General features: G+C 30.8%; 22 protein-coding genes. 11 read left to right on the top strand and 11 right to left on the bottom strand.

From position 1 onward, the window contains the following. Position 1: 1 nt before the first annotated feature. The 5 genes from VI621_RS09800 to VI621_RS09780 are packed head-to-tail and all read right to left on the bottom strand — an operon-like array spanning position 2 to position 6,709. Entirely contained in the window at positions 2-1,678 is a 1,677-nt protein-coding gene (locus VI621_RS09800) for a DNA/RNA helicase domain-containing protein (protein WP_324218203.1), read from the bottom strand. Positions 1,679-1,728: 50 nt separating this feature from the next. Beyond that, positions 1,729-4,404, bottom strand: a complete 2,676-nt coding sequence (locus VI621_RS09795; protein WP_324218202.1) for a hypothetical protein — start codon at positions 4,402-4,404, stop codon at positions 1,729-1,731. A 2-nt stretch (positions 4,405-4,406) separates the two neighbouring features. Continuing rightward, positions 4,407-5,996 carry a DNA cytosine methyltransferase gene (locus VI621_RS09790; RefSeq protein WP_324218201.1) on the bottom strand — a complete coding sequence of 530 codons (1,590 nt, stop codon included), beginning with the start codon at positions 5,994-5,996 and terminating at the stop codon, positions 4,407-4,409. Next, the gene (locus tag VI621_RS09785; protein ID WP_324218200.1) at positions 5,993-6,298 is read right to left on the bottom strand and encodes a helix-turn-helix transcriptional regulator; all 306 of its coding nucleotides are present in this window, start codon (positions 6,296-6,298) and stop codon (positions 5,993-5,995) included. The genes VI621_RS09790 and VI621_RS09785 overlap by 4 nt, the downstream gene beginning before the upstream one ends. Before the next feature lie 12 nt (positions 6,299-6,310). Continuing rightward, positions 6,311-6,709: a hypothetical protein gene (locus VI621_RS09780; protein ID WP_324218199.1), complete on the bottom strand. Its 399-nt coding sequence runs from the start codon at positions 6,707-6,709 to the stop codon at positions 6,311-6,313. A 423-nt stretch (positions 6,710-7,132) separates the two neighbouring features. Here VI621_RS09780 and VI621_RS09775 point away from each other — a divergent pair, with 423 nt between their 5' ends. The 3 genes from VI621_RS09775 (at position 7,133) to VI621_RS09765 (ending at position 8,738) form a co-directional block, all read left to right on the top strand. Then, positions 7,133-7,537, top strand: coding sequence for a hypothetical protein (locus VI621_RS09775; RefSeq protein WP_324218198.1), 405 nt, complete (start codon positions 7,133-7,135; stop codon positions 7,535-7,537). A 54-nt stretch (positions 7,538-7,591) separates the two neighbouring features. Next, positions 7,592-8,071, top strand: coding sequence for a JAB domain-containing protein (locus VI621_RS09770; protein ID WP_324218197.1), 480 nt, complete (start codon positions 7,592-7,594; stop codon positions 8,069-8,071). A gap of 136 nt (positions 8,072-8,207) precedes the next feature. Further along, positions 8,208-8,738, top strand: coding sequence for a hypothetical protein (locus tag VI621_RS09765; protein WP_324218196.1), 531 nt, complete (start codon positions 8,208-8,210; stop codon positions 8,736-8,738). Here VI621_RS09765 and VI621_RS09760 read toward each other — a convergent pair. After that, the gene (locus VI621_RS09760; protein ID WP_324218195.1) at positions 8,735-8,947 is read right to left on the bottom strand and encodes a helix-turn-helix transcriptional regulator; all 213 of its coding nucleotides are present in this window, start codon (positions 8,945-8,947) and stop codon (positions 8,735-8,737) included. The genes VI621_RS09765 and VI621_RS09760 overlap by 4 nt on opposite strands. Positions 8,948-9,108: 161 nt before the next feature. Between VI621_RS09760 and VI621_RS09755 the strand changes: the two genes are divergently transcribed. From VI621_RS09755 to VI621_RS09740, 4 genes are all read left to right on the top strand, one after another. After that, positions 9,109-9,891: a tetratricopeptide repeat protein gene (locus VI621_RS09755; protein WP_324218194.1), complete on the top strand. Its 783-nt coding sequence runs from the start codon at positions 9,109-9,111 to the stop codon at positions 9,889-9,891. Positions 9,892-10,330: 439 nt separating this feature from the next. Then, positions 10,331-10,942 carry a tetratricopeptide repeat protein gene (locus VI621_RS09750; RefSeq protein ID WP_324218193.1) on the top strand — a complete coding sequence of 204 codons (612 nt, stop codon included), beginning with the start codon at positions 10,331-10,333 and terminating at the stop codon, positions 10,940-10,942. Between the two features lie 133 nt (positions 10,943-11,075). Continuing rightward, positions 11,076-11,720, top strand: coding sequence for a helix-turn-helix domain-containing protein (locus VI621_RS09745; RefSeq protein WP_324218192.1), 645 nt, complete (start codon positions 11,076-11,078; stop codon positions 11,718-11,720). A gap of 273 nt (positions 11,721-11,993) precedes the next feature. Further along, positions 11,994-13,436 (top strand): hypothetical protein, encoded by a 1,443-nt coding sequence (locus tag VI621_RS09740; protein ID WP_324218191.1) that lies wholly within the window; start codon positions 11,994-11,996, stop codon positions 13,434-13,436. Between the two features lie 409 nt (positions 13,437-13,845). Here VI621_RS09740 and VI621_RS09735 read toward each other — a convergent pair whose 3' ends face one another. From VI621_RS09735 to VI621_RS09720, 4 genes are all read right to left on the bottom strand, one after another. Continuing rightward, positions 13,846-14,706 (bottom strand): hypothetical protein, encoded by an 861-nt coding sequence (locus VI621_RS09735; protein ID WP_324218190.1) that lies wholly within the window; start codon positions 14,704-14,706, stop codon positions 13,846-13,848. Positions 14,707-14,711: 5 nt separating this feature from the next. Further along, positions 14,712-15,656 carry a hypothetical protein gene (locus VI621_RS09730; protein WP_324218189.1) on the bottom strand — a complete coding sequence of 315 codons (945 nt, stop codon included), beginning with the start codon at positions 15,654-15,656 and terminating at the stop codon, positions 14,712-14,714. Between the two features lie 375 nt (positions 15,657-16,031). After that, positions 16,032-16,244: a hypothetical protein gene (locus VI621_RS09725; protein WP_324218188.1), complete on the bottom strand. Its 213-nt coding sequence runs from the start codon at positions 16,242-16,244 to the stop codon at positions 16,032-16,034. A 168-nt stretch (positions 16,245-16,412) separates the two neighbouring features. Beyond that, positions 16,413-17,120 (bottom strand): hypothetical protein, encoded by a 708-nt coding sequence (locus VI621_RS09720; protein ID WP_324218187.1) that lies wholly within the window; start codon positions 17,118-17,120, stop codon positions 16,413-16,415. Between the two features lie 247 nt (positions 17,121-17,367). On the opposite strand from VI621_RS09720, the gene VI621_RS09715 reads away from it, so the two are divergent. Beyond that, complete coding sequence (locus VI621_RS09715) at positions 17,368-18,609, top strand: hypothetical protein (RefSeq protein WP_324218186.1); 1,242 nt, start codon at positions 17,368-17,370, stop codon at positions 18,607-18,609. Between the two features lie 480 nt (positions 18,610-19,089). On the opposite strand, the gene VI621_RS09710 is transcribed toward VI621_RS09715, so the two are convergent. Beyond that, positions 19,090-19,371: an HNH endonuclease gene (locus VI621_RS09710; RefSeq protein ID WP_324218185.1), complete on the bottom strand. Its 282-nt coding sequence runs from the start codon at positions 19,369-19,371 to the stop codon at positions 19,090-19,092. A gap of 666 nt (positions 19,372-20,037) precedes the next feature. Between VI621_RS09710 and VI621_RS09705 the strand changes: the two genes are divergently transcribed. The 3 genes from VI621_RS09705 (at position 20,038) to VI621_RS09695 (ending at position 25,213) form a co-directional block, all read left to right on the top strand. Continuing rightward, positions 20,038-20,487 (top strand): hypothetical protein, encoded by a 450-nt coding sequence (locus VI621_RS09705; protein ID WP_324218184.1) that lies wholly within the window; start codon positions 20,038-20,040, stop codon positions 20,485-20,487. Further along, positions 20,484-23,855, top strand: a complete 3,372-nt coding sequence (locus VI621_RS09700; RefSeq protein ID WP_324218183.1) for an HYR domain-containing protein — start codon at positions 20,484-20,486, stop codon at positions 23,853-23,855. Before VI621_RS09705 ends, VI621_RS09700 begins: the two co-directional genes overlap by 4 nt. 233 nt (positions 23,856-24,088) lie before the next feature. Beyond that, a complete protein-coding gene (locus VI621_RS09695) occupies positions 24,089-25,213 on the top strand; it encodes a PQQ-dependent sugar dehydrogenase (RefSeq protein WP_324218182.1) in 1,125 nt (374 codons plus the stop codon). Positions 25,214-25,229: the final 16 nt, after the last annotated feature.

Here is a 25,229-nt window from a genome sequence, read left to right as displayed (position 1 = left end):
ATCAGCCTAGTTTTGGGTAATTTTTTTGAATTAATTTAGTCACAGAATCTTCATAAGTTTTATCTAAAACTAAATAAAGTTCTTGTCTTGCTCTTGAGATGCCAACGTATAATAATCTTTGTGTTTGTTCAGATGTGATTTCATCAAAATCAAAAAGGATAATTATTGTGTTTTCTAATCCTTTATAGCCTTGAATTGTACTAGTTTGGACTCCTTTTTTAATTAGCTGTAATACAGGTTCAAAATTTCCTATTACAGAATTTTCAATTCGTTTTGGGGAAAGCAATGTCACTTTATTCAGTGGAATTTCTCTTTTAACTATATCCAAGAGTATATCTTCAATAACTTTCGGTTGAGCTAATTTAGAAGGGTATTTACAAACAACATTGTTCCCGTCTTGATTTCTTGATGTGAATTCTGGTACTGGGCTACCAGTGAGCAATGTATTCTGAGAAGCTATTTTTTTTGTATTGCGACAATTGATTTTTAGTGGTGGAAACTTTGTATAAGTTGCTTGAGAATTTAGAAGCTCAAATATTTTTTCTGGAGTGTTTATATAAATGGCTTGGTTTGAAAAGTCACCAAACATAATCCAATTACCATTTCTTATACCTCCCTTTAAAATAGAATCAAATACTTCTATGTAATATGGAGTTATCAAATCTTGAGCTTCATCTATCACCAGCATATCCAGCTTATCTTCATCTAAGATATTTTCATTATTAATTAAAAATTCAATAGGTAAATCTTCTGAGTAATATTTTTGCAGTTCAATTGGATCTTTTGGTGGAATGGAATCAGTTTTTTGGGTAATATAGCTATGTAGAGTTCCTACAAATTTGATGTTACTTATATTTTCCGATTGATTTTGCAAGGAATTTAATAGCTTATCACCCAATTGGTTATTAAAACAAAATAATCCAACATTCAGATTCTCTCGAGTTTTGCGTTCAACTATTTCCAAAGCCATAATGGTTTTACCTGTGCCGGCTGAACCCTCAATTAAACATCTTTGATTGTAGTTTACGAAGTCCAATAAAGCAAACTGTTCTTTTGTGTATTCTTCAATTAAAATTTCATTGTCATTTATTTTATTTATTTCAGAATAATTTATTTCAAAATCTCCACGAAGTATGTTTACGAGTTCTTCACAATCTTTTTTAGTAGGTCTTGATTTATTGATGTCATACCAATATTTTTCAGTACTTTCATTATGAGACCCCTTACTTAAGGTCGAAATATATGTGCCAATGGGTAAACTCAGTCCTTGTTCTGATAAAACTTGCCAGGAATGCCCCTCCGGGCCGAAATCTATAAATTCTTTCATACTCGTAAAAGCAACCCCTGTACCCCATAAAAGTCTAGAAAAACGATAGTGTAACTCTTTTTTATGTTTGATTTTGTTCAGGACATAATTTCTAACAGAATTCATTGTTGCACTCTGTTGAGCAAATGGACCAGTTTTTTTTATAGTCGTTTTCCCATTTCTATCCGTGAAGCACCAATCCCCATTTTTTCTGGAAATCCCACCATGTTTTACTTCGATACTGAAAAACCCTTCATTTGGTGCTAAAACCAGAAAATCTAACTCTCCAGAAATATTTTTAATATGGTGGTTAGTAAATAAAGAATGTAGCACATACATTGATTTTGTTGAACCATCAATTTTAAATTTCATGTAGAGAATTTTCTCCCCAACAGAATTAAACTCTGTTATGTTATCTGGTATCAGCATAATATTTTTCTTGTGTTATGGTAATCAATCTCTATCCCATTTCTATCTAAAGAAGCAATTGTCTTTGATACTACTTTAATTTCATTTTCATTTATTTTCACAATAAAATTTTCATTTATTGAAGTTTCCGAAGAAAGTTGATTAGTGATATTTTTTTTAATATTTGAACTTAATCCAATTGTATATGAACTAACTTCTCTAAAAGCTTTCTCAAGTTCTATTAGTTTTTGATCAAAATTTTCAACTTTTGCTGCAAGAAGTATAATCTTTAGATTTTCTGAACGGGGACAAATAATCTCATCGTCAAAAAGCCATCTTTGTATGCTTGATCGAATTGGATTACCTTCTGTTAAATTATGCTTTTCTTTTGTTTCAGCAAGCAATTTTTCTAAAGTGTCAAGATTTTTTTCTGAAGATTTATAAATACTTTCTAAAGCATATTTCCAGTTTTCTAGTTTTTCAAAACAATCTTCAATCTTTTTGTCGTGTTTAGAAATTTCTCTATAGGTACTTCTATCCTTTTTATATTTAAATATTTTACAGCCAATATTTAATTCATTAAAACTGGTCTCCTTAATGGTGGTTTTTCCTTGATTATCTTCTGATTGGGCAAGTATCATACTCCGTTTGGGTAAAAACATAAAACTACCATCATCAAAATTAATAATATCACATTTGACTGTTGATAGAATCTCTCCGTCTTTAGGGATTCCATATCCTTTATATTTAAAAGTATGTAAATAATCAAGATTTGCTTCTTGCGTATTTTCAATATGTAAAGAATTATCAATGTTTAAGAATAAATCAATTTCAGCTTCAAAATCAATTTCAGTTTTTAACAAATATTCAGTTTTCATTGGAAAAGTATCAAGTAGAAAATCGCAAAAATAACCTGATTTCATTCTCCTTTTTAAATAACTCATTGTTAATGAAGCTTCAATTGGCCAACATAAAATTTTGACATTAGGTATAAAATCTAGGCAAACAGAATTTAATAAATATTTGCCGTGATACTCATTATAAGGGTATCCAGTAAAAAGAATATTTTCGGTATTTGATGTTGGAATATTAACTTTTATCGTCTCAACAGGGATGCTCATTTTGTTATGAGAGGACGTTGGTAGTAAATTAGAAAAAATATTACTATCGGAATCGTAACATTTAGTGTTGTCCTTAAAATCATATGCTAAATAAATAGCTTTTTCAAAATCTTGAACTATTTCTTGCAAAATCCCTGTGTTTTTAACTTCGTTAAAAACCATTTGAAATTCTAAGATTAAATCTTTTATTTGATCATTAGTTCTAATTGAATTTTTAAGAGCATATAAAGCCGGATAAAAATAATTGTAAAATGCTTTTTGTAAAATTTCAAAACCATCTAAATCTCTTATTTGTTTAAGTAGTTTTGGGGCTAAAGTGTCAAGGTCATTTTTTACTGAAATATTTATTTTAACTTTTTGTCGAGCATATCTTTTACATTGTGTCCATAATTCCTCATCAATGTATTTCACATCTAATGAACATTTATTTAAAGCTCTAATTTTTTTTCTATTCCAATTTAGCCTATAATATTCTGGATTATTATTAAACAGTCGCTGATAAAAATCTATTTCAAATGTATTTTCCACATTTCTATTTGACACAAAAATAACAGGAATACTTCTTCTTAAGAACCCCTTGATTGTCTCAGGATAATCGTTTATTTGACTAATATCATTTATTACTACTGCTCTTAAATTTTCAGGAAGGGAGTTTTGATAACCTGGATATATTTTTTCTAAGAATTCAAGCTTTGAAATTTCACTTTTATATTCATTTAAAAACGAAATAAAACGGATGTCAAATTCAAGTGAAATTTGCACTTCTTTATGCAGTTTTGTGTTGAATTCTTTTAGTATTAATTTTACATCTTCTAATTCAACATACTCTTCTAACATCTTTAAAGACTCTTTAAATTTAATAAGTTGAGTTTCTTTGTCTATATTGAAAAGGTCTTTATAAACTTTTAGATCAGGAGAAATAATTAAGTTTTTCTTTTCAGGATATATTTTAGATAAAGGTTCATCATAGATGATGATGTTATTTAATAATTCTTGAATTTCCTTAATATTTCCTCTACCTGCAATTAGTAATACTTTCGAGTCAAGGTTATTTTGATTAATTGTTTCAGGGTCGTTAGGAACTAATATTTTTGAAATAGCATTCCTTTTAGTTTTAGCCTCTTTGTGGTTTGCGAAGAATCGTTTGGTTAAACTTAATACCCTGGCTGAGTTTACTTTACTTAGTTGGGATTTTAGTTTTTTATTGATTGGAATGCTCCCTTGGTCACTAAATCTCAAATAGATTTTATCCTCAGTGATTCTTTCTATTTCTGCGATACAATCGTATATTTTGACCTTGTCAAATTTTTTAAAAACAATTCCATCTACAACATTATCAATATAATCTTCTAAAAAAAAATTTGTTAAAATTGCTATAGAAGTCCATAATGAAGCACCTTTTTTCTCCGGAAAACAAAAAAACATTGGGGAACTCTCTTGCTTGTCTTTTTCAATCTTTTTGCAATATTCTAATGCAATACCGGCACTAGCCTCCATAATAGGACTAAAATTATATTTGCCAAGTTTTAAATGATTTTTGTTTCCCACAAACTCAAGAAGTGCTTTCATAGTTATAATTCTTTAAAAATACTAGCAACTATTTCAGCAATTTGATAAGCTAAATACGGTGGAACTGCATTGCCTACCTGGTGATACTGTGCGGTTCTAGGACCGAAAAATAAATAGTTATCGGGAAATGTTTGAATTCTGGCAGCTTCTCTTACAGTTAAGCTTCGACATTGTTTAGGGTCGTAATGTATGAAATAATGACCGTCTTTGGATATATGACTGGTAATAGTCGTAGCTGCACAGTCGGGCATTTGAACACGAAATCTATCTGCGAATTTACCTGTTGTCGCACTGACGTGATCAGGCATTAGTTCACTGCTGTAAGGTTCATATTCTTTAAGTCTTGGAAATCTTTTGTATTTTTCAGCATATAGACCCGCAAATAGATATCTTTTTAAATCTTCGATTAAATGACTTCTTGTTTCATGATTGCAGACTCCCTTTAAATTTTCATCGTGATACCATTTCTTCAGCGGATTTTCTTTTGAAGGTGTTTTATATTCAATGTATTCAGAACCTAATCCATGAGGCGAAGCTTTTATCATTTTTAATGGTTGTTCTGATTCTAAACCTTTCCATGAAAACAAAGCAGTCCGAAATTCATTTACCTTTCGCTCCCAATTTAAATTAGAATCCACCTCTTTTTTATATACTCTTTTTTTAACCCCATTGACAGTTGTACTTGATATAATAGATCTGCCTAATCCGCTTCTTAATGGTGGTAAGTCACCGATAACGCTTTTCAAATTTGCTTCTTTTGAGTTTTGTTTTAAAATACTAGGCATTGCATTAATATCCTGTCTTATGCCAAGTAATATAACTCTATGTCTTTTTTGCGGCACTCCAAATTTTTCGGACTGAATAAGATAGTCTCGAATGTTATTATATAAGGGATTCCCTAATGTGTCAAATTCTGATGGATCAGTTGAAAGCGAAAATATTTTATATTTAGGAGCTTTTGAATCTTCGAAAACAGATGCTAGATTATTAAGGTCATTCCGCATCAAATCAAATACTTTTTCTCCTTCTAATTCTGCCGATAATAATCCTTTAACATTTTCCATAACGAAAACCGTAGGATGATGAACAGCAATAATTCTAAGGTATTCTTGATAGAGATAGACTCTGTGATCCGTTTCATCTATTCCGCCAACTCTTGATCTTCCTACTAATGAGAAAGCTTGGCATGGTGGACCTCCTATTAAAAGCCATTCCTTGCTTCCTTTTAAAGACGTTGTTATTCTTTCATCAATTTTTGAAGACGGAAAATTTTTTCCGCCTAGCTCAGCAAGCCAAGCTTCGTTCTTAGCTTCTAGGGATTCCTCAGGGTATTTTTCATATAAAAGATAGATTAGATTCCCTCTTTTCAATAAGTTCTTTTCTTTTAAAACATCATAGTATTCGGTTGGTACTTCACCTTTTTTAAACTTTCTAAAAAAACTTCTTAATTCGAGAGTTCTGTGCGCATTTTCTTCTTTTTCTATAGATAGTTTAATATCAAATACTCTGTTGTTATTTTCAAATACCGAAGAGAAGCCTTCTCCTAAACCACCAGGGCCAGCGAATAGATCAATTATAGGGATTTTTATCATAATTTAGGTCCGCTTGTATTGTTTTTTGTGTTCTTTTTACTTTCGAAAACAGACATTTTATTTCCATCAACGATAAGTAATTCAAAATCTAGAAACCAAGAAAATTTTGATAAATAATCCATACTTAAATTAAATTTACCGTTTTCTATTTTCGAAATTGTAGAACGATTTACCTCCATAATCTCTGCTAAATGGTCTTGACTATACCCTCTTTTTTCTCTAATTATTCTGATAGAATTCCCGATCTTTAATCGATAATCTTTAATAAAATCTTCCTTAACTCTTTGCGATTGATTCATCATTTTTTTTAGACTTTAATTTACAAAGAGTGTTCCGATGTGTTGATTGCCATGTTTATCTATAATTGTCAAATAAACGTTGGTTTCAACTCCTTTAATTGCTTTTGACAGTTCAAGCTCGATTTTTTGCTCATTTACAGCAATTATTTTTCCTTCTACTTGGGAATAATCGGATTTATTTATAGTAACATTGTGTCCGATTAAGTCTAGTGTACTAACTTCCACCACTTCTAAATCTCCTAAACGAACTGTATTTATTGGTGGAAATGCTAAACCAGTATTGAGTGCCTGTATGTCTGCTCTTGGTCTTTCATCATCTTCAATAACTTCTAATACCACATACAATTGTTTTGGATTTTCTCCTTTTATAGTAGTGTGAAATTTGGCTATTTGGCCCTTTTTTGATGGTTTCATAAAGTTTGTTTTATGTAACAAAAATAGTGAAATTAATTAAAAATAGTTCAATATATTGAACATATGATTTATGTTTATCAAATTAAGATGTGATAAATTTAGAACTAAAAATCTTAACCTTTCGATTTTATACCCAATTATTAATTGGGACATTTCAAAACTAGTTTTTCTAATTTAATAAATTTTACGGTTTCCCTCAATTGGAAAAAAATTTCTAAAATTTTTTTCCAAACAATTATCGATAGCCTGAAATACCTTCCCATTTAACACTACCCCTGCCCAACCAACTCAAAACCCCCACCTATACCTAGCAAGCAACAACTTTTACCAGCAGCATATATCATATTGAGTTATAGGTATTCTACCTGCTGGTACATTTTAACTTGTTTGAAAATTATTATTTAAACTCAAAAACACAAAAAAATGGTAAGAATTATTGGTTACAAAAAGAGAGAAACAGAGCTAGGCAAAGAATTCTTTGTACTTGAACTTCAGGGTGGAATAGAAATGGTCAAATCAGCAGAAACAGGAAAGTTTTACATTACTGCAAGAAAGGCATCTATATCATCAACATTTGATGAAAGAACCTGTGAAGCATTAATCGGAACTGAATTGCCAGGCAAAGTTGAAAAGATTGAATGCGAAGCTTATGAATACACAATCAAAGATACTGGAGAGGTGATTATCTTAACCAGCAGATTTGAGTATATAGAGGAAGAGAACGTAGGAGTTCGTATTGCTGAGAAAAGCAAAACAACAGTTGATGAATTTATGAGTAAAGCTCCAAGTGGAAATTCCTTTTCAACAAATGGTGCTTTGCAACATTAATCAATAGGTAAAGTTTAATCAAATTGTGTCCATAATTTATCATGTCCTTTATGGATGCTATATAAATTATGGACACTTTTAATTTTTAAAATCATGGAAAATATTATAGCCGAAATACAAGTGTCTTATTCAACCAACAGTAAGGTAAGGCAAAAAATAACTAATAGTCATTCCGCATATGAGGCACTCCAATCCATTTGGTCTGCTGGTACAATGGAATTGCAAGAAGAATTTAAAGTACTTCTCTTGAATAGAGCCAACCAAGTTTTAGGTGTTTATAATTTATCCAAAGGCGGTGTATCTGGTACTGTGGTCGATTTGAAATTATTATTTGCTGTTGCGTTGAAATGTAACGCCTCAGGAATTGTCATAAGCCACAACCATCCTAGTGGTAATCTAAATCCCAGTGATGCTGATAAGCAACTCACAAAAAAGATTAAACAAGCTTCGGAACTATTAGATATTAAACTGATAGATCACATCATCATCACTCATTTAGGATATTATAGTTTTTCCGAAAATGGAATTTGTTAAACTTACGTCTTCATGCTCCTGGTCAGAAACAACCTTTAAGAACCTTAATATTAAAATGTACAATTGTACAGTATTAATATTAATAGCGTTTTTTATATATTAGTTGACTTAAATGATAACTCCAATTCTGTAATATATGGATAAAGACAATGAATATTATAGTTTACCTAAAGAAGTTAGAATGCAATTCTTTAAAGAGTGTATAAGCGAACTTTATCCATTCACTGAAGTTGACATAGAATTTTATAAGGAAAAATTAGATTTTAGTTTATTGTCACATAATAGTCATGTGATATGGAGTTATCCTTTATTGAATATTTATAAAGACAAATGGGATTGGAATTCTATTGAAAACAATGATGTAATCACTAATGAATTCAATTTAGCATTGCTTTTTCCAGATAGAGTTAGTTATCAATTTCCTAAATGTAACTGTCATAGAAAGCTATCTTTTTGTGATAAAATAGATTACTATTGCTATCCAATATATGAAAAACCATTAGCCATAACTACACGAAAAGCGATTATGAATGTTCATATTTACAGATTGATTGAACTCTTAATATCTAAGGGAATAATTGAAGAAACCATTATCTACAATATATTTTTTCAGAATGCAGATTTTATATTTGGTGATGAAAAAGATGATGATGAAATAGCCTTTTAGAATTTGAAGAGTTCAACTATATCAACCTCTAAAGCTTTTGCAACTATTTCTAAAGTGGTGAGCGTCGCATTGGCCCTTCCTGCTTCCAATCTTGACATATTACTCTTTTCAAAATTGCACTTGGCAGCAAAATCTTGTTGAGATATATTCTTCTCAATTCTGATTTCCTGTATACGTTTACCAACCTTTATTTGTAAAGAATTTTTCAAATCTTAATTATCATTTATGATAAGTCAAAATTTGTTCTATATTTGATAAAAATGGTTATCATAAAAGATAACTGTGTTTTATTTTCCTAAAATGAGGAAACCCGTAAGAAAGTAATTTAGGAAAGAAATTACTTTGTATTAATAATTAAATATTTAAAAAAATGAAAAAAATACTTTTTTTATTAATGTTATGCTTAACAATTTTGTCTTGTAAAAATGCTGATGATTATTACAATGATGGAATGAAAAAAGCAGAATTGAAAGACTATGCAGGAGCTATAGAAGATTTCACTAAATCAATTGATAAAAACCCAATAGATAAAGAGTCGTATCTTAATAGAGGTGTTTTATATGTTGAACTGAAAAAATATGATAAAGCAATACTTGACTATGATTTAGTGGTTTTATTTAATCCCTCAAATCCAAATATTTATATGTTAAGAGGTAGAGCTAAAAACTTAGTATTAGATAAGGAAGGGGCATGCAATGATTTTTATAAAGCAAAACAATTAGGTGCTGAATTGGCGGAGGATTGTATAAAACTATACTGTAGGGACTTAAAAACAAGCAATTCAACTAAAATAGAAAATGCAAAAGTAAATCTGGAAATTGAAAAAGCAACTTCTATTATAAATAAGGATTTGCCTAAAAAAGTAGATGACTTAACTACAGCTACTAAAGTTGAATATATAGATAAAGAGAATAGGTTGGTTTTTTATTATGAAGTAACTAACTTAAAAAAAGAAGACAAAAGTGATATAGAAATGGAAAATATTATTCAAAACCTTAAAACATCACAATTGAACTACATCAAAAACAATCCAAAGAATAAAACTTTTGTAAAAGCCAAGGCTACTTTTGAGTATATTTATAATGACATTGATGGAGTTTTATTTTGTAATTATGTAATCAATCCTAGTGAGTACATATATGATAATAATTAATGGAATTCTTGTTATATTTTTTTGCATGGGCATCCATAACAGGACTCATTTTCTTATTAGCGATTACATTATTTGATACCGAAAAGCTTAAAGGTGAATATTTCATCTATGCCTCTCTTTCTATTATCTTAGGATTTCCAGTCATTTATTTTATATTGAAATTTATATTTAACTTATTAATGCTATGGTATTATATTTTCGGAATTGTGTTGATATTTTTAGGATTCATTTCGTTAATAAAACCAAATGTAAAAGCCTATATTAAAAGTTTAATTATAATTCTTGTAATAATAGTTCTGTATTTCTTCTATGACTATAGATCAATTCTTGAAATTAATTTTGATGTAAAATTTGATAATGAGTTCATCTTACAAGGCAGTGAAGATTTATAAAATTAAACATTATGACTATCCATGTCACTAAACAATAAATACAAATAATGAAAAAACTACTACTTACCCTTTCAATTTTTTATTTTTCAATTTCATACAGCCAAAACAGTGATGATTTTGTTACAAATGGAATGACAAAACAGTTCCAAAAAAATTATAATGGAGCATTAAAAGATTTTGATAAGGCAATAGAACTCAACCCTAATAATTCGGAAGCATACTTTTGTAAAGGTGTATTGTACCAACGTATGAACTCACCAACACTTGCTCAATTTTCAATGATGAATTTCAATAAAGCTATACAATTAAATCCCAAACATGTTGATGCATATCTCGAAAGGGGTAAGGAAAAATATAAATTAGAAGATTACAGAGGTGCAATTTCGGATTATAACAAAGCAATTGAGATTGACAAAGACAACTATGATTGTCATGCTAATAGAGGAATTGCAAAGATCAAGTTAAATGACAATGATGGAGCTTTAGCCGACTTTAATAAATCAATAGAAATTAATCCCGAAGATTATTTTGCTTATGCAATAAGAGGACTATTTAAATTCAATTTAGGTCAAAAAGAAGCGGCTTGTTTGGATTTTAGTAAAGCAGGAGAGTTGGGAGATAAAATTTCATACGACAACATAAAACATTATTGTAATTAACAATAGAGATCCCCTCTATGTTAGTGATTTAAACTATTTGTAATAGACAATTTTTGAATTGAAAATTACTTCTTTTAATTTTTTATATTAAACCACCTCATAAGGGTGGTTTTCTCATTTTAATACAAACCCTATGAATAAGAAACTACAACAGGAGCTTAAATTCATGATAGGTGAGCGATACGGAAAGCATGAATTTGACTTAGATTGGGTAAAATCTGTAATGGATAATAACCTAAAATATGAAGTTTACAAATATACAGGTAAAGAGAAAATCAGCATATTTGATTGTAAAATAGATAAAATCCTTTTGGCTTACAATTGTGATTTTCTTGCTGGTATCTTCTATTTCACAATAGGTGATTGTTCTTTTAAATTACTTTCTGAAATTCAAAAAGAATCTTCTTATACCAGTAATAGAATGATTAATGTGATGAAAATTAATGAAAGATTTACCATGCTGTCTGTCACAAAGAAAAAGAATAAATTGAGTAACCTTAATACACACAAAATGAACACACAAATTTTCTTAAACGGAATTACAGTACAGCAGTTAGCTGAAGCACTTGCGCCACTTTTGCAACAACAACCCGTTGCACCTTCTCAACCCGAAAATGATTTAATGACCCGAAAACAGGTTTGTACTCTTTTGAGTATAAATTTCACGACATTATGGAAACATACTAAAAGCGGGAAGTTAAAAAGTTTTGGTATTGGCAACCGAATTTTCTATTCAAGACTTCAAGTTATAGAAGCGGTTAAACCTATTAATAAATAATTTACTTATTATTTAAATTGTTCAAAGGTCTTTATTACAGTACTTTCAGGTGTATGAGATTCCCCAATAATGTCAAGATTAATTTTTCAAGAAGTTGGGGAAAAAATACCCATAAAAACTTCAGGTAATCAGGAATTAACAGAGATTTTCCGAAGAAAAAGCGGCTAAGCCATTGCTACAAACAGCTGTTATGAGAAGGCATACTTCAACACTTGTTGATAACTCACTAATATATTAAAATTGTAATTAAATTGTTACGTATATATTTGCTGTATGTTTAAAATAAATGAATTTAGAGAGACAGTTGCCAATTTCATAAATTATTGGGACTCATACATTGGCTTGTCTTTGATTATGATGACAGTGTCTCTAGGATATTGGGGTGTCGTTGCGGATAAGTTAAATGCTACTTTTCCAAAAAACGAAGTTTTGTTTAACATTATACTTCCAATTTGCCTTTTAATAATAATTTTTTTAATATGGTCGTTTAAATCAAACCGATGGAATCTGTACAAAAGAAAAACGGTAACGACGGGTTTATTTATAAAGTGCGGCGATTTCACTTCCCACTCAAAAATAAGGAGACTAATTCGAGAAATGATTGATGAAATTCAAACAGAATTTCCTTATTTAAAATTGAAACTCTATCCAGTTGATTTTATTAAAAACGAGAATGACTTAAAAATCTATTTGGATAAAAATAGTCATGTTATCGATAACGCCCTATTAGCGATTGTTAAATATGGTAATTGTACTGAAGAATCTAAAACATTCGAAAAAATTGAAATAACAGATTTGAAACTAGTCGGCAGATTTGATGAGAAAAATTATCAAGACTATAGAGTTCAGATTAATGTTTCACAAGATTTGCATTTAAGAAACTTAAATAAAGATTGGGTTTATCTTGAAAGTAAAAGTTTCTATGATAGAGATAAAATCAAATATAATCTAAGAGATTCACTATTATTTTTCATGGGATTATATCTAATTTATAAAGAGGAATTGGACGTTGCGCTTCAGATATTTAAAAGCTTAAGAACAGTTGAAGAGAATATAAGTTTGATAAATGAAATTGCTCATCGGAAAAGAGAAAGGCTTGATGAAATTTTGCTCAATATTTTTACAGTTAATGCGCTAAGAAAGTATACATTAAATAACGATACCGATACAGCTTTTAAATTATTGAAGGAATGCGAAAAAATTTTTGTAGGCAATCACAAGTTCTATTACGCCAATTGCTTATTGCTTTCAAGAATTTATTACGAAAAAGATGAAATTTCAGACGCATATGTGTATACTTACAAAGCGGCTGCATTATATCGTGATTCTACACCAGTATACTGTAATATGGGTTTTTTCGGTATGATTGAAAATAATTTAGAAAAAGTATATACAAATTACAAGGAGTTAGCACATGTATACAAGCATAAGGGGAAAGTAAACTTTGTTGACGTGATCGAATTTTTGGAAAATCACAAATCGAAATATTCGGAATCAGAATTTTTATTTGATTTTGGTATTGGCATGCTTAATTTTTTCTACGCAGATAAAGAAGTTGGAAGAAAAGCGCTAGCCGAGTTAAAAGTTAAAATTAATGATAATGCTCAATATGTAAAGATTCTAGGATTAACAGAGCGATTTTTATCTCTAGGTTCAATTAAGTCTCCATATTATCAAAGGAATTTAAAAGCTAAATCAACCAAGAAAAAGAAATGATAATGCGATTCAGTTTTTTTAAAGATTTCTCATAACGAGTCCCGACTTTTCATTCCGCCCTTGCTTTAAATCGTTTCTGGACATATTCTATTGTTGCTTTTTGCCGAGTAAAGAAACACAACTAAACCAGCAGAAATCCCTTCGTCATAATAAGGAACTTCATTAATTGTAGTCAAATCAGATGTTAAAAATTCGAGGGTAACATTATTAAGGATCTCTTACTTTCATATTCCATTTCATTAGAATACAAAGTTACTGAAAATAGAATCTGAACTGAGAGGTGAAAAGTTAATGTTGATAAATAAAAGATTTTAATAGTATTTTCTTTAGAATCACAGAAATAAGCTATCGATGGAAACCCCTGTTAGCAGTAGTCTTGATTTTACAAAACTACTGTTAGCAGCAGGCATTATAAAACTTGATTATTTATTGGAATTAAAACTGGTTTTAGATTGCCTAAATTATAATTAAATGGAAGTGAATATGGTCTGCCAATATTTATATCGAAAGAAATTAAACGCTCTTTGTTAATGTCATAGAAAATAGTATGATGCTGGTTTAAATGTTTTGCATTCATGTCATTATATTCACTATTTCTATAATGTTGTAGATGTAAAGAATCAATCAATGAACTGTTCAGAATTGCAAAGCCTATGCTTCTTTGATTATTATTACAATTGTTGCATCCAATAACAAAATTTCGATATCCTTTAGATATTCTGTCACCCTCATTTATAAATTGTTCAGGTGAACCCTCATACTGCGGGACAAATATTATATCCGACCTCTTATCTTTATTTTCTACCAAGAAATCATAACAGACATATATGGAAAAACTTAAATCTCGATCTCCAATTGTAAGTACAATTTCTCGTTGAACATCATTTTCATACCCTATAATTTTACCTGCACTAAGGACAGTTTCTTCTGCGGTGATATATTTTTTATAAACTTTAATACTTGCTGAATTGGGGATAAAAACAGGACAATACGCATAATATTTATTCCCAATTTGTTCTAGACCACTTCCTCCAATAATAACACAGTTATTGTCATTTGAGAAATTTTGGTAGATTTCCTCAAGGACAAGTGAATATGTATATTCTGGAAAAATTATGAAATTTGATTCGGTTGAATTTACTAGAATGTCTTGTATTTTTTCAACATCAACATTGATTTGGAAAGGATTTATACTTAAAAAAGATAATATTGAACAGATTGAAACCCTTACTAAATAATCTTCAGGCTCTTCATAAACTAATTTTGCCATATTGATTATTTTACTTTTACATCAATTTTAATACTTCTAATATAGTATCCAGATCGTTTATCAACTAATATGTTATTAATATAAATATCTATTAATGAAAATCCTATTTCACTTCTTATTTTTGGTTTTACTTCTAAAGTTTGATATTTTGATTTATCAAAATCAATTTTGACAGTATCGTCAAAAATAACATTTTTCTCAATGTCTTTAATAAGCACTTTAGCTTTAATATCATATTTTGAATTATAAAATATGCTCAGGTCGCCATACTCTAAAACAAAAAATAATTTTTCGAAACCATCATTTTCCTTTTTAATTCTATTCTCAATAATTTTTAAATAAGGGATTTTAAAAATAACAAAATCTATGAGTTTTAGTTTTTCAGAATATGTGTAATGCATACCAGATTCACTTGATATATCTTTTAAAATTATGTAATCCTCGTTCTCATTTTGAACATTATCAATAGGTATGATGTCCTTTGAATTATTTCTAAAATAAAATAGAACATATGATGGCCAATCAATTTTTGAATCTATATTAAAAAGCGGAGTGTCGCCAATTTGTAGGATATCATTAGAGAATTTACAATATTCGAATGTATTGCCTCTAAATATATCCTTCATTATATTGATTAACTCACCAGAATATTTGTTTTCTCTTTTATAATATCCGAATGGAATCTGAATTTTGCGTTCTACAGTTTTTACTTTTTTGGTGTAAGACGTAGTTTTTTCTATTTTATTTATTATCTTCTTGGCTTTAATATATCCACTTTCAAAAATAATTCGTCTTGGATAAATATACTTTCTTTTATCGATTTCAATCCTGAATTCTATAATGGAAACAAATGAGTACAAACCAGATCTTCTTTCAAAGTTCTCTTTTATGTAGCTTTCCCAATCTGATAATATTTGAAAGTTTTTAATTATTGAACCGAAATCGTCCATATATGATGTAATTTTTAATTATTATTTCTAATCGACGCTATTGTCGTTTGCTGCAAACAGTGACTTGCCTCAGTAGATTAATTCTCACTGAGCCATCACACATATATAAACCAATGGGTTATCAGATTATTTTCTAAGCCATTGTATCAAATCGCTGTTGTGAGCAATTATTCTAAATCAGTTTCATTACAAAAAACATCTTCAGGAATTCCATTTCTCTTTATAACTATCAAATAATCAAAGTTTCCTTTCGCAAATTCGGTGTTAATTTGATCGTTTTCAAACAGGTCTTTTCGAGTTAGTATTTTTGCAATTTCCTTTCGCCCATTCAGGTGCACGTATGTCACATCTTGCCCAATAAAATATTTCATACTATCAATTAAAAGGATGTGGATTATTAGAGAAAGATAATGTAATTATATCTTCAGAGTCACGATCTCCAATCGGATTAGTTTCTATTATATATAAGTCGTGAGTCTCTTTTGAAGTGTTTTTGCTGCCAGTCAGATGGCTTAGTTTAGTATCTTCAGCATATTGCTTTAAAAATTCGATTAATTCTTTAACCGTTTCAATTTTTTTTTCAGTCATTTTTCTACTATTTTGGTTTATAATTGCTCACAAAGTCCCTCTGCTTGCAGTTAGTGGCGGAAATCATCACTGACAATCAAAAGTACAAAACCAAAATGAAATAAGCGGCGTTTTTTCTAAGGAAAAATGACTAAAGCCATTGACGAAAACCGCTGTTAACACTAACATTTATAGCCAACTATCATTTACTTTTGAATATAATATTTCAAAATCCAATTTGTATTCTTTTTTTAAAATATCAATAAGTTTTTTAAATTCAGGCTTAGCGTTAGGTGAAATGTGTATTTTCTTGATTAAGATATTTAAATCTACTTCTACAAGTTTATTACTAGATTCTTCGTTTTCTCCTGTTACGGTTATACACCGAATTTCATTTTCGAAATGATAAAAATCTAATTTTGTTACAAAAGGATAAAACATATTTCCTGTACTGAAGTAATAATTTTCATCATTTATATAATTTATTTCCCCTATATAAATAAATCTATCAGTAACGTCAAAAGAATTTTTTAAAGCTTCTAAATCAGTTTCTATAGCGATTCCCATTTTATCTTTAGCATACATTTTCCACATAGCAAAAGATTCCCTATCAGCAAAACTCCATGAAGATATTAAATGATTTTTCCGCATGGTTTTTTCTAGAAAATCATTTAAATCTTTATTTCTTGTATGTCCCTGTTTTCTATCTAACTCTAACATTTTATCTAAAATGAATAGAGGTATTCGCCCTTCATAGTTGTCACCCAAATTTTCAGAATTAGAAAAATAAAGTGCTCTACTTTCTAATAAATTTAAAAATTTCCAAAAATCCATGTATCGCCAAATTGGTTTATTTTCGGAATTTTTGGTTTGAAATACGTAATGTTCTTTGTACATAATGTTTAGGGAATATTTTTAATAACGTACCGTGGCTTCATGGAAGTTGAGGTTTATTTGCACCCAAGCCTTTCCATAATCACGGAAGTCAAATATATGAAATAACCTTCAAATTTAGCCTTAAAGCCCCAATTTCATGTAACCATTATTAACTGCAGTATTTATTAATTATACTACATATTCTAAATTTAATTAAATTAATTTTATTTACTTTTATTTACTTTTATTTACTTTTTATGTTATTAAGATGGAAAATATAGATTTGGAATTTATTAGTAAGCTCTTTCAAAAATATAAAGATGAAAAAATATTTACATTACAGCAATATCCTGATATTAAAGGATATTATTATGTAGGGCATGTTGATAATGGAAGAAAACATGGTTACGGAGAACTTCATTGGGGAAATGGTAATTTTTATAAGGGAAGATTTTTATGTGATAGTAAAGTTGAAGACGTCATAGGAGAAATTATATTTAAAGATGGTCGTAAATACAAAGGATATACTAATTTATTTAGTTATCAATTCAAATATGGAATTTACCATCAATTGGATTCTTCAGTATACATTGGTAATTACGAACCTTTGACTAAGGGTACTAGATTTGGAATCATATTAAAAAAAACAATCTTCATTGAAGGAGATTTTTCAGGAGAAAAACCCAAAGGATATTGTTATTATTATGATGAAAAAACGAATCTTTTTTTATTCGGTAAATTTGAAGGCTGGACTATAAACGGAAAATTTTTGTTAGTAACTAAAGATGATAATTACATTTTAGGTAAACGTCATAAAGACCTTGATGAAGATATTATTTACCAAAATTTGAGTAAAGATGAAGTTTTTGAAAAAAATCTACTTGTTAAAAAACTAATAAGAAATAATGATCATATATTTTTTGGACAAGTAACCAATAATGGTTATCAAAATAAATCTTGGTTATATAAATTTAATGAATACGTTTTTAGAGGAAAATTTAAAAATGGTTTAAAAGATGGTCGCGGATTGATTAGATATTTAAATGGAAATTTATATGATGGAAATTTTGAAAATGATATGTATAATGGTAAGGGTTTTTTTATAGATTTAAATATTGGAAAATATTATGGAGATTTTATAGAAAACAGAAAAGAAGGTTTTGGAGAGTTAATTCTTAAAAATGGAGATAAGTATAGTGGTTCTTTCAAAAATGATAAATTCAATGGGTTAGGTAATTATTCTGATGCGAAGGGATTTATTACAATTGAAGGAAAATTTAAAGAAGGAAAATTAGTTGAAATCTCAAATGTGCTTACAAATCCAAAATCTCAAAACTGCGCAAGTTATATTAAATTTGAATTTGCAATATTTTTCACTTACAATTGTGAAATGAATAGTAACAAATTTAGTGGAGTAGTTTTTTTGAAAATTAATAATGAAGAAAAGTTCTATTATATAGATAAAGGCATTATTGTGAAAAAACTTAATGAATTGGATTACTTGTTGTAACAGTTCGTATTTTTAATATTGCAGTTAACTATGGGTATCATCAAATGTATGTAACATTCTAGAGTTTTTATTAATAATCATTTACACACCATAAAAACTAGGTCGAATATAGGTCGAATAACTCTCTGAAAACAGTTGAAAAAGAATAATTTTAAATGAAATAGAAAGAAACAAAAAATATTCTTAGACCATTGGTTTAATTGACATTATGAAAACAAATGACATAAATTGAGACAAAATAGTAAGAATTTACTTCCTTCTGTTAATCAGAGGGTCCTTGGTTCGAGCCCAAGAGAGGGAGCTTTTAAAAAGCCTGACAGCAATGTCAGGCTTTTTTGTTTTAAAGCTATAGCAAAATCAACACTTCCCGAAATTTTATTAAAATTGGAGATTTTGCCACTTGGTAACTTATACTCTTTTTTTGATGAAATAAGGTATGCAATTCGGTAACACATCTTTTTTTAAAAGTTCCAACCCAAATTAAATCACAAAAACCTCTTTCTTCTGCCAAATTAAATTTTCCGGAGAAGGATAATTTTTATTTTCGTCTGGCAAAAAAATTCTAATGCCGGCAAATTGTGAAATCGAGAACGGCGAATCATTTTCCTTAATCGTTGGTAAAATCCTAACAATGTAGTTTTCATTAATTGTGATCAATCCTCTATCGTATGCTCTGTGCAAATTAGGCGATAAAGTAATCCCATTTGACAATGTATCATCATTTGAAATACAAAATGGAACAATATGACAAGCATCAATCATCTGGGCATTTTTAGTCGATTCTATTCAAATACCAGATATGCAACATTGGTACTTATAAATTTTGGGAATCTCTCTTTTAAACTGCTTATAATAAATCTATCACCTTCTATCTCATCTTTCGATAATTTCTGTTGATTTTCATTCATAAATAGAGTTTCAAATTTTAATTCGGTAAACTTTTTAAAGACCGTTTCGTTTTAAATTATGCTAAATCGACACTTCATCGAATTTAATGGTATTTAATAGATTTTTTCTTGTTAAAAATTAAATAGATGATATGTTTGCCAAAATTTTAAGAATAATTGAAAGAAAAATACCCACTGAACTTAATATAATTTTTTCATGGGTAGTATTAAAATTATTTTTTCTGTTTTTAAAAACATAACCTTAATGCCTTTTTTATGACACAATTCTACTCGTATGTTCTGCTTTTTATTACAGCTATACCAGCTGCAAAGAGCCGATATCGCACAACTGACTCCAAATTAGGAGTCCCCAAAGTTGAAATATGTATTTTCAACTTTTCTTTTTTTAGTGGGCATCCTCTTTTTTGGGCAAAGTTCTTTTGGCCAAACACCGGAAATAGTTACTACAACGACAACAGTCTTGTCTAATGAGAGGTTAACTATTTCGAAATTTAATAAATCTATTTAAAAACCAAACTGAATGAAAAATTTACAAGCATTTTTTATTGTTTGCCTTTTGATTTGTTCTTCACAAAGCAAATTATCTGCCCAAACATCTTCTGATGAAGCCTTAGTTCTTCAAAAAAGTATTGATCTGATGGTGCTACAACAATACTATCCGAAAAATCAGGATAACACTTTTAAACCATTAGTGGTTTTACAACACGGAGTGTCATTTCCAACTAGTATCCTTGTTGTGCATCACAATAATTCTTTAGTATTTAAAACTAAAGCAGATATAAGTAATGAAACTGCTTATTTCCTTTTTTGGGAATTTCAAATAATCGGTAATACCGCGAGAGTCGAATTTAGTTACAATTATAATATGGGTACCACTACTGCTTCAACACAAAAAGTGGTTTTAGCCTTGGAAAAATCAGGGACTACATGGAATATTACGAACACTAACATTCAAGCAGTACAATTATGAGAAATATAAATAAAATTTTTATTGCTGTATTGTTTCTTATCACGGCAACAATTATTACTTCAACCGATATTCATGCACAAACTCGTGTATTAAATAACAACAAATTACGTTTTGGAACAGGAGCCGAAAATTCTGTCAATACCTTCGGTAATTTACAGCAACCAAATTATTACAATGCTGTTGCGGCAGCCTGGAGAAAACTGACTTTTAGTAATTACCCTTTAGATAATGCATTTGCTTTTGGAGGGATTAAGACCAATGAGTGGAATATTAACGGAAGTATCGTTGTTAATCCTGCAATATCAGGTCAAGTGATTGATGCATCCGGCTATGTGATTACAAGTGGTAATAACGGATATGGCACTATAGTTTCTACAGGAAACATAATTCTAAACGGACAAATGCTGGAGGTTAGAAATACTTATTTTCTTCCTCAAGATTATGCCTATATAAAAGTCACTACCCGACTTAGAAATGTAAGTTCCGGCCTAATGGAAAATGTACGTACATGGACAGGCACAAGAGATGACTGGGTTGGAGTAACTGATGCACCCAGAAAACAAAAGGGAAATTTAGTTAACGGAGCTTTTGCTCAAAACACACTTACAACGCAAAGAGCATTAGCTTTAAAAATATCTACAGGTACAGAAGGAGTTGTTTTTTATACCCCTTCAAACAAAGCAAACATAATTGTTCATCCTAATTATGGGGATTTTTTAAGTAGAATTGTATATACTAACCCTGTTTCAAGTTCATTAGATATAACTTCTGATGGATCTTATGGAATGTATGTAAGGATGAACGATTTACCGGCAGGTGCATCAGATGAGTTTTCCTGGTACTATTTAGCTGGTGAATTGTCTGAACTAAATGCAATTATTGCCGAAGTAGCCTCCGTAAGTGGCGCTGTTAATAATATCGCTTATACCACAGCCGATTTTAAAGCTACCACATCTGTAAACTCAAATGGTTATTGGATGGTGGTACCACGTAATTCAGCCAATCCAACTGCTGCGCAAATAAAATTAGGAACCAATTATGCTGCAGTACCTGTTACTACCAGCGGTACCGGGACGATGCTTGCAAATGTTGAAAAAGTATTTAACATGACGGCACTGACTGCAGGTACAGATTATGACCTTCATTTTGTATCTCAAGATGCTGCACTAACTTTTTCAGCCATTTTAAAAGTGCCATTTAGTACATTGGCGTATGTTGCACCTCAAATAGTATGTCCTACAAATAGCACGGTAAATAACATAGCTGGGCAATGTGGTGCAACTGTAAATTTTATAGCAACAGAAACCACTGCAATTCCAGCTTCAACAATTACTTACTCAGTAGCTTCCGGTAGTTTCTTCCCGGTAGGTACTACTGCTGTAACCGCTACAGCTACTAATATTATGGGCAGTTCTGTTTGTACATTTAATGTAACAGTAGTCGATAATGCAGTTCCTACAATCGACGCTTTACCAAACATCAATGCATTTGCTACAAGTGGATCAGGAGCGATGGTAAATTATACAGCTCCGGTAGGAGTAGATACTTGTTCGGGAGCTACAACTGCATTAATTTCAGGTTTAGCAAGCGGTTCAACATTCCCAATTGGTGTAACAACCGTAACGTATAAAGTAACGGATGCTGTGGGTAACACTGCACAAAGTTCATTTGATGTAACAGTAACAGCTTTAGCACCAGCTATCGAATGTCCTACAAGCCTTACAGTAAATAATGCAGCGGGCCTATGCGGCGCTAATGTTAATTTTGTTGCCACGGAAACAACAGCAATCCCTGCTTCAACAATTACTTATTCAATTGCACCGGAGAGTTTCTTCTCAATAGGTACTACGACTGTAACTGCCACTGCTACTAATGCGATAGGTGTTTCTACGTGTGAATTTTCGGTAACGGTAATCGATAATGAAGTTCCAACTATTGAAACTTTATCAAACATCAATGTATTTGCTACAAGTGCAGCAGGTGCAGTGGTAAATTATGCAACTCCTATAGGAATAGATAATTGTTTGGGAGCTACAACTGAATTAATTTCAGGTTTAGCAAGCGGTTCAACATTCCCAATTGGAGTAACAACCTTAACCTATCAAGTAACAGATGCTGCGGGTAATACTGCACAAAGTGTATTTGATGTGACTGTAACAGGATTAGCGCCAGTTATCGAATGCCCTACAAACATTTCAGTAAATAACGCAGTAGGAGAATGTGGAGCATCTGTAAACTTTATAGCTACAGAAACAACGGCAATCCCTGCTTCAACAATTACTTATTCAATTGCATCAGGGAGTTACTTCCCGGTAGGCACTACAACTGTAACCGCAACAGCTACTAATGCAATAGGCATTTCGACTTGTACCTATACGGTAACCGTATTAGATGCAACAAATCCTGTTATCATTTGTCCTGCTAATGTATTCGTAAACGCAGGTCAGTCAACAAGCCCTGCAGAAACCGGTACAGCAACAGCAACTGATAATTGTTCGGGGGTTCTGGTGACTTCGTCTGATGTAAGCACGCAAACAGCAAGCGGTAATGGCAATACCAACTATACTATTACAAGAACTTGGACTGCAACAGACGCTTCTGGTAATTCAGAAAGCTGTAACCAGGATGTCAATATCTGTGATATTAGCGTATCGTTAGGAAGCAATAAATATGCGTTGTATGGCGCTCTTGGATATGCGGGTTGTGCGGTTTTAACTCCCGTTATAACAGGAGGATTAGCACCGTTTACTTATTCGTGGTCAAGTGATGATGCTGCGGTTAATGGCTTGTCATCTTCATCCGTTACACCATGTAATGCCTTTGACGGAACACGCACTTATACTGTTGTCGTTACATCTGCTAATGGCTGTACAGCTACATCAACAGTTTCTGTTACGTATATCAATATCAACTGTTCAAGCAACAGTAATACTGTTAAAGTAAAAGTTTGTCATATTCCACAAGGGAATTCGACTAATTGTAAGACAATCTGTGTGTCAATAAATGCCTATCAGACATTATTAAACAATGGTTCTTACTTAGGGGAATGTTTACCTTTATGTGCTTTACCAATACAAGCCCGTTCTGAAGCGAATATTTCTGATTATGTTATAGAAAATAAACCATTCGAAGTTACATTCTGGCCAAATCCGGCAAGCAATGTTTTCAACATTACTGTTGATAGTGAGTCTGACGAATTAATTCAGATGATGGTATTAAATATTAATGGTCAAATAATTGAAACCGTTTCTGATGTAAAAGCGGGTTCTACCATTAAAATTGGAAATGATTGGAAACCAGGTTTCTATTTATTAGAAACCACTCAAGGGAATCAAAAAAAGTTGATTAAAATGATTAAAACACAATAGTAAAATTAATTATTATTTGCATCTCAAAAAGAGGCTGTCTGAAAAGGCAGCCTCTTTTTTGTTTTGTAATCATTTCAAAAGCTGCAATATTGTTTGCTTTGAAAACACAAAAAAGCATCGCTTAAATCAATCTTTTTTGTTAATTATAAGCAAAATTAAATACTTCATTGCCTCTTTAGCACTTCTTTTCTTATCTTTAAAAAAGATTCAAAAAAGAACCAAAAATTAAAGTCATGAAAAAAATCATTCCAGTCTATTTTTCGATTCTTTCTTTCCTTTTTTTAAGTTGTAATGCACAAGTAAAACAAAACGATATTCCAATCAAAGAGGAAGTAAAAAATTATACTTTCGAAACCGTAGCTTCTGATATTGAAACACCATGGGGAATGACTTGGTTACCAGACGGATCCCTGTTGGTTACTGAAAAAAGCGGAATTTTATATCAAATCAAAAAAAATACAAAGACCAAAATCAAAAATGTGCCAAAAGTATATTCGAATGGACAAGGTGGGTTGTTAGATATCGCTTTGCATCCTGACTATGCTAAAAACGGTTGGATTTACATGACCTATTCCTCGGATGAAGGTGAAGGTGATGGCGGCAATACTAAACTTATTCGTGCAAAATTGGTTAACGGAAGTCTGACACAAATTGAGTCGCTTTACAAAGCCACACCCAACACCACAAAAGGCCAGCATTTTGGTTCCCGTATTGTTTTTGACAATGAAGGCTATTTGTATTTCTCCATAGGAGAACGGGGCGACCATTTCGTAAATCCACAAGACATCAAACGTGATGGCGGAAAAATATACCGCCTAAATGATGACGGAAGCATCCCTAAAGACAATCCTTTTGTAGGTAATCCGGGCGCGAAAAAAGCCATCTATTCGTATGGCCACAGAAATACGCAAGGAATGGCAAAACACCCAACAACAGGAGCTATCTGGACACATGAACACGGCCCTCAGGGTGGAGATGAAATCAACATCATAAAAAAAGCAGCCAATTACGGATGGCCGGTGGTTACTTATGGCATCGATTATGACGGAACGACCATTAGCAAAGAAAAAGAAAAACCAGGTATTGAAAACCCTATTTACTATTGGGTGCCCTCCATCGCTCCAAGCGGAATGACTTTTGTTACCAGCGAAATTTATCCAGATTGGAAGGGACATTTACTCGTAGGCTCTTTAAAATTCCAATATCTTGAATTGGTGAAATTGAAAGGAAACCAAGTTATCGGACGACAAAAAATCGCAACAGATATTGGCCGAGTGCGTAATGTAGCGCAAGGGCCGGATGGTTTTATTTATATGGCTGTGGAAGGAAAAGGAATACTCAAAATCATCCCTAACTAATCTACAATCACATTTG

Source organism: Flavobacterium sp. (assembly GCF_035292545.1).
In the GTDB taxonomy this organism is placed as follows: domain Bacteria; phylum Bacteroidota; class Bacteroidia; order Flavobacteriales; family Flavobacteriaceae; genus Flavobacterium.
This window is presented reverse-complemented; position numbering and strand designations above follow the sequence as displayed.